This is a genomic window from Paenibacillus sp. WG02, assembly GCF_055396115.1.
The window spans coordinates 4,204,644-4,218,712 of record NZ_AP036016.1; the positions used below are offsets into that span (position 1 = coordinate 4,204,644).

A 14,069-nucleotide genomic window follows, 5' to 3' on the forward strand; every position below is an offset into this window, starting at 1 on the left:
TTAGTCTGCTATTTTCCTCATACTTAATTCTTTCAGGCCAATCTCGTCCAATAATAGAAAGGCGGCTTCCATGTTTTGAACTCGGTCAAGCCAATGCTCTCACCTCTTTTACTTGACAAGTATACCGCATTATTATAATCTAACATCATTAGATTATTCGAACGCCATTAGATTAGGAGGTGACTTGCTGTGAATGTGTTCGCTAAATTGCATATTTTACACTGTGGATATGTAAAGGTCGATCAACGATTAGCTTTTAAAACAGCGGAACTAACGGATGTCCCACCAGTAGGATCAAGAGCGGAAAAAGACCAACTCCTGCTCCCTGTTTCTTGCTATTTGATTGAACACCCAAAGGGAGATATTCTCGTTGATGCAGGTTGGAGCGAAGCGGTTCGTTCCGAGCCTGAGACGGCCATAGGACCCTACGCTTATAAGATTTGCCATCCTCTTTTGCCCCCGGGACAATCCATTCGAGAACAATTGGAAGCAAGGAACAAACCGGTTCAGCAGCTCAGATATGTTTTGATAAGTCACATGGATGTCGATCATATCAGCGGCATTCATCATCTTAAAGGCGCACAATCTTTCATCGTTAGCGAGCCCGAATGGAATGCTGCTAAAGCCCATCAAAAGGCCAAGTGTCAAGGGGTCACGATTCGCCCCTTTTCCCTTGATCCGATTCCATTCGGCCCCCTAAAACTGGGGAAAGACTTGTACGGCGACGAAAGCATTTACTTCATCCTGACTCCCGGCCATACAGATGGGTTGATCTCCGTTCTTGTGCGCGTTCAGGACGGTTGGGTACTGCTCGTCTCCGATGCTGCCTATTCCGCGATATCGTGGAGTGAGATGGTTCTGCCCGGTTACACAAGCGATGACGAAATGGCATCCCAATCTTTGAAATGGATTCGTGAATTTTCTCAAAGAGATGATTGCATAGCGGTTATCGCCAATCACGATCCGCTCGTCAAGGAAGCCAGCCTTTGAGTGTTATAAGAAAATAGGATTTTACGGAGAGGAGATCATCAAATGAAACTTAACCATTTGAATTTATGTGTACACGATCTGTCAGAGGAAATAGTATTTTCAAAAATGTTTTCGACTTTCAACTATTAGATCAAAAAGGGGATTTCATTGCCGCAATGACCGACGGTCATGGGTTTACCCTGGTTCTTAGCAACTTACGGTCCGACCAAGACGAAGTAGATCTTTACCCCAAGGACTTCCATCTAGGGTTCTATGTCGAAACGATGACCGAGATCGATCAGTTCTATACGAAACTTGCGGCAGCCGGCATTGAATCGGAAAATGAGCCTGGAATGATAAGGGGGGTACACCCTGAATTTCAAGGCTCTGGGCGGAATTCTTTTTGAGGTGACCTGCTATAACCATTAGTAATGAGAGCCCTACCGCTGCCCTTAGGACGGTGCGCCCCATATCAAATCTATGACTCTGGCCGACAGTATACCGGTGATCGTCACTAGCAAGTCGGCGGTCTTCAACTATTCTGCCCTTTAGTTGAGCAAAGGCTGCCGATCATGCTGGCAGCCTCATCTTGGTTGTGTATGTAATTAACGTTATCCGTTAGCTTAATCAATTGTCAACCAAGGTGCACTCCTCCAGATAGCTTTCCTGGCAACAAAAGTTCTTTTTCCATTAATACTAATGAACATTTCAGTAGGATAACCCTTATATATTTGAGACAAATTTTCAGGCAAAATCGCTGCATCAAATTCCCATTTGTCTTCATTTTCCCCACATATTAAAGCTTCCCAAGGTCTTCCGTCCGTAGCTTCGTTTGTGAAATATACTCCACTTTCTGTAAATTCCTTTGAGAACTTTTCCATCATTGCCCATATGAGCGATTTGTGTTCATCTTTTAGCTGTCCAATTCGATTTTCAATTTCTACTGTCAAGAATAGTAAACTAACTTCTAACCAAGTATCTTGGAGTTCTTTCCTTACCTCTGGGGTCCACCCCGTCACATATGGTCGAATATGAAGTTGGCCCCCATCATTATGGAATAACTGTTCTTCTGCGTCACCACCAAGCCACGTAGTGTGTAATAGTTCCCATTCCTGCTCAGTTGTGAAGTATTTAGAGTCCAGTCCCAGAGATTCTAACACTTCTGCAAATCGCTTTATAACGCACTTGAAATTTTCCGGGTTACTCTTGATATAAGTTTGTATTTGAGAATATTCGGACATTAAAACACCTCTTGTCTGGTTTCTAATACCCCATAATTATAATGCTATTTCGTCACTAAGCTATCCTCCCGTTACTTCAACAGACAAAGGCAGCCGATCGTGTGAGGCTGCCTTCATGTCGTAATTGAACTATAGTTTTGAATCTGATTTGATACGCTTCAGCTTTCATTTTTTCATTGTTTATGACTTCGTGAACCGTTGCGAAAACTGTTAACTCAAAGAAACCGTCATCCCCCTTCTTCATATGTGTTATCTCAAAAGGCTCGAAACTATATAAGAATTCTTTTCGCTACTTTTTAGCTGTTTTTTATTGAGCTATCGTTTTCCGAGGGAACGTAACGGACAAGCATGTTACCCTTTTGTTAATAGTAAAAGGAAATGATTATACCAAATCGTGTTAAGAAATATACTTATATCCACGTTTGAAACGATTTATTGACCATCTTTACATTGTTCATGTTTGCCCAATTCTTTAAATCCGTGATACCTTTATCTTCATCCCTTGAATACCTAAATGCCATATCTAATGGGACGATCTTCCTCCTGTGAGGTAATATCCCGATAACAGGTTTAAAGTATCCCTTAGTCATTATCACTTTAATATCCCCCGAATTAATTAAAATTCCATTTAATATAATTTGGTCATTGAATAAGCATAACTCGGTTGGTTTCTTGAAGAATGTTCTGTACAATGCGAGTAACAGTACAACTAAACACAGAAGAATCACCGTTAACGAAGCGTAGTATACACTTATCTGATCCCATGATCTCACTACAAGGATAGATTGACTACATATAATAGCAATCATGCCTATAATGGTTCCAATCCTTGAAGGACTCTTAACCAAATTCTTTACTTCCCTCAACATAGCACCTCCCTTGTTCAAATCCCTTATCTAAATATACCACATATTGGAAGTATTCTGCCCGTTAGCGTAACAAACACATTTCGCATACTCAAACTAAGAATGTCTACGAACTTATTTTTATTGCTATTCTTTATAACCAATTACTTTTCCGAGAATGTTGCTTTTTGAAATTGTACCAAAATATCTGCTGTCCGCACTGCGAAACCAGTCGTCTCCAATAATATAATATTGTCCCTCGGGAATCTTCAACTCATTTATATTTGTTTCGTTGCCTTCTAAAATGTCTTTTGCATTCCCCTTAAAATTATTGCGGATATTATCAGATAAATCAGTTCGATTTGATGCCTTTTGCAGTTCTTCAATGTTCATTCCGAGTCTGTGTGCTTGACCATAGAAGGTATCAAGTTTTCTTCCATCAATATAAATCTGACCTTTGTCAATTCGAATTTTTTCACCAGGCAGAGTAACAACTCTTGAGATTTCATTCTCACTTAAATTTATTTTCGAGTTCGCCAACTTCGGGTTTTTATAATAAATGATGTCTCCTCTTTGAACAGAATGGTTTTGGTAATAAGTTTCGTCAACAACAATGTCAGTACCATCAAATTCATGATGACCTCGGTCCATGTTGTCGTAACCATGGTGGAAAACATTCATGCCTTTAGTGAGACTAATATTGCTGATATCCTGTTTAGTTGAATTATCACGCAAAGGCTTTTGAGAACATGCAGTTAGTATTACAATGCTTAACATCACTGCTGGGATTCCACGCACTATTCCCACCCCCAAAATTCGTAACACTATAAATTATTTTATTCTGAAATCACAGTCATTTTACCAGGATATTTCCTAATTTTCTTCGAACATTTTGTTTTAATTAGATTATCCACTAGCCTGTTACTTTAATGAACAAATAGAGGAGCCGCCGCAAAAGCAAGCTACTCCACTAAAATTCGCCGTTAGCTCAACGATCTCTCTTTATGTTCTCAAAAATAAAGTTCAAAACATTAGTTTTGTTTAGTTTTTGGGGAAATCCAAGCTAATAAAATAGTTACAATAAACCAAATTGCTCCTCCAACCATACTAGCACTTATATTTTTATTAAAAAGATAGTTAACTACTGCCCAACTAACCCCACCTGCTAATCCCAATATTATTGCTTTGCGCACTCTCTTCTGCATTATATTTCACCTCTCAGATTGCTCTCTGCATATAACATACACAACTCCTTACTAACAAATAATCCCATATATTTAGACGCTTCAAAGACATTGATAGTTGCGTCTCACTCCCAAACAACTAAAAAAGTGGTAGCTTTAACATAAGCTATCACCACGTTCTTCTGCCCGTTACTTCAGCCGCCTCAAGTTTCAAATGGAAACCATCATTACGGTAATTAGCAGCACACGAGAAATAAGCCCGCTCAGGATCGGAATAGGTACTTTTTAAACGCAAATTACAAGAGGCCTATTAAGCACTTTAAAAATAGAAACTTTTCTCATTTTTGTACGTAAAAGGAAGTGTATTTGTTTTTCCAAAATATAGTTTTAAGGAGTGAATGGATTGAAAAAAATGAAACAAACGCTGAACACGCTTGGCAAATCAATGCTTATAACAATTACAGGAGTAAGTATAATTGCTTCAAGTGCATTAGCAGCGGATATTGGCACTACGACTCCAAGCAAAATGGTTTCAGATACCACAAGTTTAAATCCTGCTGATGCAAAAATTTCGAAAGATCAGGCTGTTGAACGGACAAGAAAGCTGTTTCCTGCAATAAAAGAGGCTACTGTGCAATCTGTTGATTTCGGGGATCCCAACACATACCCCCCACGTAATGAGAAAGTCTGGACGATTCAGTGGCAATTCAAAACAGAAAATGGTAGTTCTGGTTTCAACAGCAGAGTGGATGCCATGAATGGCGACTTACTGCAAATGTACATTCCTCCTCTTAACGATCCGCGCAGCATCAGCCATTTCCCACCCAAAATAACGAAAGAAGAAGCACAGCAGCTCGCTAAAGACTTTATCCTTCAGGCTGCCCCTTCTATTACGTCCGATACTTTACAACTGAACGATGATAATACACAGAATCAAAGCCGAAATTCTTTGTTTGGGCCTGTTCAATATAATTTCAATTTCAATATTATCATTCATGGCGTGAAATTAAATGATGGCGGGGTTACAGTAACGCTAGACGGGGACGGAAATGTCTTACAGTTCCAAAAAGTCCTTCAATTGAGCAATTATCCGTCCACTGAACCCAAAATAACGTTGGAACAAGCGATGACGTTTGCCAAGGAACATCAAGCGGCAGAATTGCAATACATCCCGATCCGTAAAGGAGGAAATAAAATCCAGTCCTGGTGGTTGGGATATGTGCCAAACCTTCAGCCGATTGATGCACAAACTGGGCAATTTGTGACGCTAGGCTCGCCAGCCAATCAAGGATCCAATTATGTATCTGTACCTAAAAAAGTTAATATATTTACCCCTGTCACGGCAAATGGAGAATTGACCGATGAACAAGCTGCTCAAATCGTGGAACAAGCTATCCCTATACTGAAAGAAAAGAAGCTTCTGCAAAAATCACTCAATGAGGGTTGGAATGGTGATAATCATAAAATCTGGTCGTTTACTTGGGGAAATGAAGAACTTAGAATGGGACCTTTTGGATCCAATAGAGCTACTGTAGACGCTCAAACCGGAATTATTTTAAATTACTCGACAGATATCTATGGCCCTTACCCTGCCGCTGCTAAACCACCATCAAATGAGCCTTCCATCTCAAAAGAAGCGGCACAGCAGCGGGCTGAGGAAGTGATCAATCTCATTTATCCCAATGCTAGTGAAGATTTAAAACGAATGGATCCCATCAACCGCCTGGATGTTTCATCTAACCCACCACAAAATTATTCATTTACGTTTCAAAGATTTTATAAAGGGGCGGCAGTCAATGGAGACAATGTAAACTTAACATTAGATTTACAGGGGAATGTGACTAACTATTATGCAAATAAGACGCTTTTGGATGACCAGGTTATGGGTGCTTTGAAGCTTAACTTATCTAAGGAACATGCGCTGACCCAAATTTGGGATTCTACGAAACTCGATTTACAGCTAAATTCGTTTGGTGGGTACACTTCCAGTAATACATATGAACAACCGGTTGCCAAATTGGTATACAATCAAGTTTTGAAAAACAGCAGTTTGACTTACAAAGCACTGGACGCGACCGATGGCACTTGGAAACCCGTTTGGTCCAATCCGACTTTAGCCTCGCAGTCTTCCGTGAAGCCAACCGATATTTCTGGCCACTGGGCACAACAAGATCTTGAGACAATGATCCAATATCTGATCCTTACTACAGATGAATCAGGTAAGTTGAACCCCGACCAAACCATCAAATATGGGGACTGGTTGACGATGATGGCAACAGCCTTGACGCCACAATACAAAAATTATTACAGTGGAAATAGAAGCGATAAGCCACTTTTTGCCGATATCAATGAGAGCAGCCCTTATTTTGATGCCGTCCGTACATTCATTCAACAAAAATGGCTGGATGCGAATCCGAATGGTAATTTAAACGCAGATCAAGAATTAACACGGGAAGCTTTGGCATCTTCATTGATTCATATTCTAAAATACAATAAACTGTCGAGCGTCTTGGCTCCCACCTTAAAAGAACTGCCATTCACAGACAGCAATTTAATATCTAACAAATCCGATGTAGCATTAGCCGTTGAGCTAGGGATTATGGAAGGATCCAATGGCGCATTTGAGCCATTAGCTAAAGTTAGCAAAGCGGTAGCGGCTACAGTCACTATGCGTCTTGTCCACTTACAAGACAAACTTGATCAAACCATTGGACAATATTAGACTGACTCTCAAAAATCGAAGCAGCGACAGCCTGGGACTATTAATTACAGTCTTAGACTGTCGCTGATTATTTTAACTATCGTTCTTCGAAGTTTACTTTTTTCCTCCATAATCCCCCAGAACAGGGAGTGAATCCACTCCTTGTATAAAAGAATGTATGTTTTGAATCGTATGTCAATGTTACAATCTCTATCCCGACAAGTTCTGCCTCTTGCAGTAATTTCCTAACTAAGGCTTCGCCAATTCCTTTTTTCTGAAATTCCGGGTGTACAATTATGTCTTCCATGTACCCGTGTTGCAACCCCATCCCCGCAACATAGCCGAATGCTATAAGTTTATTTCCCTCATCTCTGAGACCAGCCCAAAAGTTACAACGTTCGAATAATGTTGGATAATCTGAATGTCTGCCGTCCCAACCAACCAGTTCTCTTAAATTGGGGACTTCAACTGCTTCTATTGGCAGATTAATTATTATTTCTTGATTCAATTTATTATCCTCCTTTGTCTATTCTAATTAAAGTTCTACTCTATCTTGAAACTACCCTCCCGTTACTTGAACAGGCTGCCGATTACCTTTCGAAAAATGGGTTTATAAATGTTATTCATACTTATAATACCTCATAACCTGCCCGATACTTCAATGAAAAAACAAACCCAGCACCACCTGCCACGCGCCCTTTAGTTGAGTAGCAACAGATACCCTTGCAAAGTAATCTTTTAGCAAGTTTAAAGAGATTTCTTCAATCTCCAGATTACCCAGTTCACGAATCAACATATTTAGTTGTAGAAAGTATGCTTTCATTGTATGCGTGCTGAACCCCAGGATACGTTTGTCAGCTTCATACAGCATCCATAACTCCTTCAATGTCATAATAAAAACCCTCCCAAGTATAAGTTATCTCTAGCTTTGCTAGAATTGGGAGGGTTTAATCTTAATGCTTATTGTTGTGCTAGCGTTCACCGTTAGTTTAAAAAGAACCATCGAATGATGGCGCTTTTTGTGGTTTCCCACTTTTAATGGGTTACAGCTTTGTCATAAAAGGCTTGGTAAGCTTTCTCATAATCGTTTGGATAAAAATTCACCATACTTGTCTTTGAACCGCCCCCGAATCCCATACCATTATAAAGTTGAATCTTGCCTTTTTTAATTACACAAATACTATTCTCATACGTAAGTGATATCCCACTTCCTTCATAATTCTTTAACAAAAGCATAACCTTTGTGCCTTTTTCAGGGAAATCATAGTTAACAGCACCTGGATTTATGAGATCTGTTCGGGAATCTCTATTTAATACAATTTCCTTTTGAGCCATATCACCTTTTAGAACGGACTCGATTGAAATCATTACTTCCTTGTGTATCGCTGTATATTCAGTAGTTTGTTTTTTTGTAGTAACGTTCTTTTTAATTTCCCCAACTACAATGTAATCTGATGTGTTAAGCATTCTCTCTGGCGATATTACAGACATTTTCGCTCTTAATTGTGGTAAAAAGGGATTTAACAATGCTAGGCAAAACATCAGCATAAGGAGCAATCCAATTTTTCTCATATATTTCCTCCAATGGGAATGATTATATAATATTATCTCCCATTAGAGGAACGTCGATTCAACATTACTGCCCGTTAACGGCTGCTTTGTGGCAGCCGTTCAAGTATCGTTTCCCGTTAGTTTAGTCAAGGATGCTACGAAAAAACTATATATTTCGATTTTCATATTCAGATTAATGCCCAATTGAAGGATTTAATGAAAATAAATTAAAAATTACCATAATATTTTAACAAAAAAAATTACTGAACATGTATTTCCGATTTGATATCATTTTGACTTAAAAATTTCATTAAATCATTACTCAGCTGCACAATCTCATTGTTAGCATTATTCGCATAATCCGGCAACATCATATCCCTAACCATTTTAGTTCGTAGCCATGTCATAAAGAAAAGATCCAAAAATAAGTTTGGAAATTTAAGCACCATTTTAAGCATTGGTGGATCAATTGAAACGCCAGCTTTTTGTATTGCCCTTAGATACGCTTTTAAAGTGACTGTTATTTTGCGTGCCGTCTTTCTGGTTCTGGCTGTTTTTTTGTCAATTATCTTATTCTCAGAATGCAAAACGCTCAACATGGCAATGTCTGATACGGAATGTGTGATTAGATACGCTTGCATATCCTTTTTAATAACGTAGGGAAGCTTTGCTGTTTTAAATAATTTTGCGAGGTTTTCTATGCGTTCTGTCACTACACCATTAATTTCTCCAAATGCAGTTGCCACTATAATCTTTGGTAGAAATCGAGCATGCAATACTCCATCTTTAATCTGTCCGCCGAAGCCGGAAAAGCTGGTAAAAGTCTATCCCCTACGATATCCAGCCACGAAGAAAATCCAATTGAATTACTAGTCATCGTAACTATATTTTTGCTTTGATTATCTTTTAGCGCTAACAACGCTGATTCGGACCGATCATAACGAACGGTAACGAAAATAAAATCGTATACATCGTCATTTTCGAGCGTATCAATGACATTCACTTGTATCGATCTAACTGTACCTTTTTCTTTATATTGCAGGCCATTTTCTCTTAATGATTTAAATCTATTAGAATGTGCAAACAGGCTAACGTCAAACCCTGCTTCAATAAGCTTAATTGCGTACATGCTCCCGATGACACCTGCACCAAAAATTAAAATTCTATCTTGTTTTGCTGACATTAAAACCACCCCTACTTATTAACATTTCCTTTTGATTATCAGACAACATGTTGTATGATGTGATTATAAATCTTCATTATTCCTTGATCAACCATCAGTTTTTTATTATTTGTGGGATGATATTCTTATTCGCTAGTAGGAGGGAAACATGAAAAAGCAACCCCAAATAACGGAGAAAACAAGACAAAGGTTTGTAGAAGTTTTTTGTGAGTTATATAGCCAAAAGCCGATTGAGAAAATTTCGGTTCAGGAAATTGCGAATAAGTCAGGATATAACCGCAGCACCTTTTATCAATACTTTACTGACATTTACGAATTGTTAGACTCTGTTGAAAATGACTTATTGAATGACATGAAAAAAGAATTGGCGAATAAAGAGCTATCGATGCATACGGTTCAAGATACGCTCTATTGTCTGGACAAAAGAGAACATCTCCTGGTTCTTAATGCCCTTTTGGGTGATTATGGAAGTGCCCGTTTTTTAAAACGATTAAAAAAAGAAATCACTTTGGATCAATTAGAATTAAACGTTCCGAAAAACCATTCCTTAACGCCATACTTAATTGAGTTTTACCTGACAACTTCCCTTTCTTTATTTCGTCTTTGGCTCCAGCGTCAACAGGATTTATCGTCAGAAGAATTTTTCAAGTTAGTGGAGAACCTATATTCAAGAGGGATTACGCCCTATTTTAAAGAATGAGTCTGTCATTCAAACCAAATCCATATGTTGTATAACAATAAAAAAGCGCGCATAAGCTTGTTTACACAATATACTCCATAAAGACTGACCTAACCTACTCTTAAGGGTCCGCTTTCTGTATATACAGACTTCTGCAAGTTTTTCTTCAGAGAAATTGCCTCTATTTGTGATACGGTTCACCGAGATTGATCTTAAACCTCCTACCCGTTAGCTTAATGAAGCATCGTCAGTCTAATACTTTGTTTTCTCAGTCTACAACTTTATTTGCTGAGTCTAGCACTTTATTTTTCAGTCTAGAACTTTATTTTTTCCTTACAATTTCCACCAAGATATGGGCTCTGTTGAAGTAGCATTAGGATCATACCTTAACAAACAAAGTGAGAAATGCGTGAAAATTATGGGCAGTCTTTTTAGCAAGTGGGCTGTTAATCATGAACATGGTTTTATGATAAAATAAAGAACATATTTTCAGGTGGGTCAAGTCGCACTTGTGGGATCTGCTCATTTGTTTAAATGATTAAAGTATATGCCTTTTTCAAACTAAACTAACTTGTAATGTCTCCCTAAATGCGAAACGAGCTTTAGAAGTGATTCTAGAAGCTCGTTTTATTACTCTATTGTTTTCTGAAGAAAATGGACTTTTGCAGCGTTGTCTTGAGAAAATATAGCGTTAGACTGCCCCCCTTGATGTTGCGGGATTTATGAATTGAGCTATCGACAGATTTCTTTTGATCTTCAATCGACTGACGAAAATAAGGAAGATTTTCCAACAAGGCTGTCGAGGTCGTCGAGGGTACCATGGTGCACCTCGGCTCCGGCCGCCGTCAATGCTGCGACGGCCTTGTCTGAGCGGGCAAGGCTGACGACCTGGTGCCCGGCATCGATGAGTTCGCGGACGACGGCAGAACCGATGAATCCCGTCGCTCCTGTGACAAAAACACGCATATTTTTCATCTTTTCTTTCCTCCCTTGGTTTATCAGGTATAGGATGATGATTAGTTCGGATGATCAATTGCTTAAAGCTAATATCTTTAAAGTGTTTTTAGATGTCTTATATATCGGTAAGTGCTTAGAGCTTATCTTCGGCATAAAACTAATAGCCGCTCTCACCGCAGCCTGCTCGGAACCGTGCTAACAGTAATCGTAACCATTTTGAGATATTTGTTCTAAAACATACAAAACAAGCCGAAAAGCCCGTCAACCTCAACCTTCGGCTTGTTTTGTTTTATAGTTATAGTTGTGCGGACATTATAGTCCACTTACCATTACAATTCCGCGAGATATTTGGCGGTGCGAATCATTTGGCTGGTAAAAGAGTTTTCGTTATCGTACCATGCCGCTATTTTCACCAGGGTATCTGTTCCTAGCTCCGATACCTTTGTTTGCGTAGCGTCAAACAAGCCGCCGTAAGTCATGCCGATAATATCGGACGAAACAAGCTCTTCCTCTGTATATCCGTATTGAGCCGATTGGGATTTCTCCATCTTCTCGTTGACCTGCTCCACGGTCACGGAATCGCTCACAACTGCTGTCAATTCTGTCAGGGAGCCGGCCATAACCGGCACCCTTTGGGATGTACCATCCAGTTTGCCATCCAATGACGGGATTACGAGCCCTATTGCTTTTGCTGCCCCGGTTGACGTTGGGATGATGTTGCCGGCCGCAGAGCGCGCCCGGCGCAAGTCGCCATTGGCGTGAGGGCCGTCAAGGGTATTCTGGTCGTTTGTATAAGCGTGTATCGTCGTCATAAATCCTTTTTTAATCGGCGCAAGCTCGTTCAAGTAATAGGCCATTGGAGCCAGGCAGTTCGTGGTGCAGGACGCGGCCGAAACAATAGTGTCTTCTTTAGTTAGCGTGTGTTCATTAACACCATATACGATGGTGGGAACATCTTTCCCAGCGGTGGTTGAGATAACCACTTTTTTTGCACCCGCCTCAATATGCGCTGCCGACGCTTTTTTTGACGCGAAAAAGCCTGTACACTCCAGGACCACATCAACTTGTAATTCTTTCCACGGAAGTTTGCTGGGGTCTTTTTCGGCATAAATCGGAATAGCCACGCCGTTCACGATCAAGCTGTTATCGCTGTAATCAATTTTTTCGTCATAACGTCCCTGCGTTGTGTCGTGCTTTAGTAAATGCGCAAGCATCTTCGGACTTGTCAGGTCATTAATGGCCGCAATCCGATATCCTTCCGCACCAAAAAGCTGCCGAAAGGCAAGCCTGCCAATTCTGCCGAAACCATTTATTGAAATGTTGATTTCCATAATAATAACCACCTTTCTTCGTCTTTGTTAATTATATCCCTCGAATCTTTGTGGTACACTGTTATAAGTGAAGCAATTGACTATACTATCTGTCAGGAGAGAACCATGCCGCAAATCGACCGCCACAAAGACAGAACGGTAAATATTGAATTTGTTGCCGCCGAGGATTTGAACTGTCTTCCCTATCCGGAGCGGCTTACATTAATCTTTGTTACGTCCGGCAGCATCAACGGTGTACTCAACGAACGACCGATAGCGGTTTCAGCACCCAGCGTTCTGTGTTTGTCCGAAGATGATACGATACAAATACTTGAGAAGCATAACGCCTCAGCGCAATCATTCAGTTATCATCCCGATTTTCTTAATAGCATCTCGATTTCTGAAACGGAAGATTACTTTCCAAGCCATCTAAAAATACAAACAGGGCTTTCGCTTTTTCAGAGCAATCCAACACGCACCGGAGTACCTTTTGTTACCGAGAAAGCCTATCCGCAATTATTTGAGTGGTTTTTTGTGCTTGGAACAGAAGTGTATGCGCAAAGCGATGCACGCTGGGTATGCAGAATAAAAAAATACCTCATCCAGATATTGGGCGTGCTTGAGGATTTGAACCGCCAAAATGAACAATCCCCAGTTGATTTAGTGCTGGAATATATACACACCAATTATTCCGATAAAGTCACCTTGGAAGATTTAACGAAATGCGCACACTTGAATCGTGTGTCGCTTAATAAGATGTTTCAGGAAAGATGCGGATGTACAGCAATGGGATATTTGCTGTCGCATCGCTTGAAAGTTGCGGGGGATCTTCTCACCCACACGGGTATGAGCTTGAACGAAATTGCGCGTGCCACCGGGTTTGAGTATGACACTTACTTCATCAAACAATTTACGGCTAAGAGAGGGTTGTCTCCAACCGTATACCGGAATACCTCCCGCCAGTTCGCTACTGCTCAATAAGGGATTGTTTTGACATTGGCCGGCGGGCGCTGCAGCGGCCACCATTGAATCAGAGGTCACCGCCCCGCGGCGGTGGCACCATACGATCACAAAAAAACCGGTGGATCAGCGTTTGCTGATCCACCGGACCTCTCTCGGATGGTGGCTCTCAGCACCCTCCACCGGCATCAAATATTTTCAAGGATTGTCTCGAGGTTTTTCTCGCCCTCGCGGGTCTGTGCGCCCGCGGCCAGTGCCGCTAGTGTCAGCGGGACTAGAAGTTCCTACAGAACAAGATACAGAAATCATTCAAAGACTAGGTATTAGAACGGCTGGAGCCCATGAGTTAATAAACAGAACTGAATCGATGAAAGATTGGATTAAACAAAGATGCCGTGGGATGCTATTAACCTGAAGAAACTACTTGTTGAAATACCTATTTTAAGTAATTAAATAATAAAAGTCCCAATAGCTTTTCAACATGAACAA

The 14,069-nt window shown here is 40.3% G+C and carries 15 protein-coding genes and 2 pseudogenes; 6 read left to right on the top strand and 11 right to left on the bottom strand.

The window, feature by feature from the left end; translation table 11 throughout:
- The first annotated feature begins 189 nt into the window (after positions 1-189).
- Positions 190-990 (top strand): N-acyl homoserine lactonase family protein, encoded by an 801-nt coding sequence (locus ACBP55_RS18870; protein ID WP_464653175.1) that lies wholly within the window; start codon positions 190-192, stop codon positions 988-990.
- A gap of 155 nt (positions 991-1,145) precedes the next feature.
- Positions 1,146-1,376: a VOC family protein gene (locus ACBP55_RS18875; RefSeq protein ID WP_464653176.1), complete on the top strand. Its 231-nt coding sequence runs from the start codon at positions 1,146-1,148 to the stop codon at positions 1,374-1,376.
- 216 nt (positions 1,377-1,592) lie between these two features.
- On the opposite strand, the gene ACBP55_RS18880 is transcribed toward ACBP55_RS18875, so the two are convergent.
- From ACBP55_RS18880 to ACBP55_RS18895, 4 genes are all read right to left on the bottom strand, one after another.
- Complete coding sequence (locus ACBP55_RS18880) at positions 1,593-2,210, bottom strand: hypothetical protein (RefSeq protein ID WP_464653177.1); 618 nt, start codon at positions 2,208-2,210, stop codon at positions 1,593-1,595.
- 410 nt (positions 2,211-2,620) lie between these two features.
- Entirely contained in the window at positions 2,621-3,079 is a 459-nt protein-coding gene (locus ACBP55_RS18885) for a hypothetical protein (RefSeq protein ID WP_464653178.1), read from the bottom strand.
- Between the two features lie 123 nt (positions 3,080-3,202).
- On the bottom strand, positions 3,203-3,853 hold the full coding sequence (gene lepB / locus ACBP55_RS18890; RefSeq protein WP_464653179.1) for a signal peptidase I: 651 nt from the start codon (positions 3,851-3,853) through the stop codon (positions 3,203-3,205).
- 233 nt (positions 3,854-4,086) lie between these two features.
- Positions 4,087-4,260 carry a hypothetical protein gene (locus ACBP55_RS18895; protein ID WP_464653180.1) on the bottom strand — a complete coding sequence of 58 codons (174 nt, stop codon included), beginning with the start codon at positions 4,258-4,260 and terminating at the stop codon, positions 4,087-4,089.
- A 391-nt stretch (positions 4,261-4,651) separates the two neighbouring features.
- On the opposite strand from ACBP55_RS18895, the gene ACBP55_RS18900 reads away from it, so the two are divergent.
- On the top strand, positions 4,652-6,961 hold the full coding sequence (locus ACBP55_RS18900; protein WP_464653353.1) for a YcdB/YcdC domain-containing protein: 2,310 nt from the start codon (positions 4,652-4,654) through the stop codon (positions 6,959-6,961).
- 76 nt (positions 6,962-7,037) lie between these two features.
- Here ACBP55_RS18900 and ACBP55_RS18905 read toward each other — a convergent pair whose 3' ends face one another.
- The 5 genes from ACBP55_RS18905 to ACBP55_RS18925 all read right to left on the bottom strand — a co-directional run bounded on the left by ACBP55_RS18905 (position 7,038) and on the right by ACBP55_RS18925 (position 9,674).
- A complete protein-coding gene (locus ACBP55_RS18905) occupies positions 7,038-7,448 on the bottom strand; it encodes a GNAT family N-acetyltransferase (RefSeq protein ID WP_464653181.1) in 411 nt (136 codons plus the stop codon).
- A 150-nt stretch (positions 7,449-7,598) separates the two neighbouring features.
- Positions 7,599-7,832, bottom strand: a complete 234-nt coding sequence (locus ACBP55_RS18910; RefSeq protein ID WP_464653182.1) for a hypothetical protein — start codon at positions 7,830-7,832, stop codon at positions 7,599-7,601.
- 143 nt (positions 7,833-7,975) lie between these two features.
- Positions 7,976-8,512, bottom strand: a complete 537-nt coding sequence (locus ACBP55_RS18915) for a hypothetical protein (RefSeq protein ID WP_464653183.1) — start codon at positions 8,510-8,512, stop codon at positions 7,976-7,978.
- Between the two features lie 239 nt (positions 8,513-8,751).
- On the bottom strand, positions 8,752-9,204 hold the full coding sequence (locus ACBP55_RS18920; protein ID WP_464653184.1) for a hypothetical protein: 453 nt from the start codon (positions 9,202-9,204) through the stop codon (positions 8,752-8,754).
- A gap of 32 nt (positions 9,205-9,236) precedes the next feature.
- Complete coding sequence (locus ACBP55_RS18925; protein ID WP_464653185.1) at positions 9,237-9,674, bottom strand: ketopantoate reductase family protein; 438 nt, start codon at positions 9,672-9,674, stop codon at positions 9,237-9,239.
- Positions 9,675-9,822: 148 nt separating this feature from the next.
- Between ACBP55_RS18925 and ACBP55_RS18930 the strand changes: the two genes are divergently transcribed.
- The gene (locus ACBP55_RS18930) at positions 9,823-10,374 is read left to right on the top strand and encodes a TetR/AcrR family transcriptional regulator (RefSeq protein WP_464653186.1); all 552 of its coding nucleotides are present in this window, start codon (positions 9,823-9,825) and stop codon (positions 10,372-10,374) included.
- 771 nt (positions 10,375-11,145) lie between these two features.
- On the opposite strand, the pseudogene ACBP55_RS18935 reads toward ACBP55_RS18930, so the two are convergent.
- Together ACBP55_RS18935 and gap are read right to left on the bottom strand one after the other, a co-directional pair.
- A pseudogene (locus ACBP55_RS18935) lies at positions 11,146-11,319 on the bottom strand (NAD-dependent epimerase/dehydratase family protein); the annotation flags it as partial.
- Between the two features lie 320 nt (positions 11,320-11,639).
- Entirely contained in the window at positions 11,640-12,641 is a 1,002-nt protein-coding gene (gene gap, locus ACBP55_RS18940; protein ID WP_464653187.1) for a type I glyceraldehyde-3-phosphate dehydrogenase, read from the bottom strand.
- A gap of 105 nt (positions 12,642-12,746) precedes the next feature.
- On the opposite strand from gap, the gene ACBP55_RS18945 reads away from it, so the two are divergent.
- The gene (locus tag ACBP55_RS18945; protein WP_464653188.1) at positions 12,747-13,601 is read left to right on the top strand and encodes a helix-turn-helix domain-containing protein; all 855 of its coding nucleotides are present in this window, start codon (positions 12,747-12,749) and stop codon (positions 13,599-13,601) included.
- Positions 13,602-13,863: 262 nt separating this feature from the next.
- Positions 13,864-13,968 (top strand): annotated as a pseudogene (locus ACBP55_RS18950) (arginase family protein); the annotation flags it as partial.
- Between the last annotated feature and the right edge of the window lie 101 nt (positions 13,969-14,069).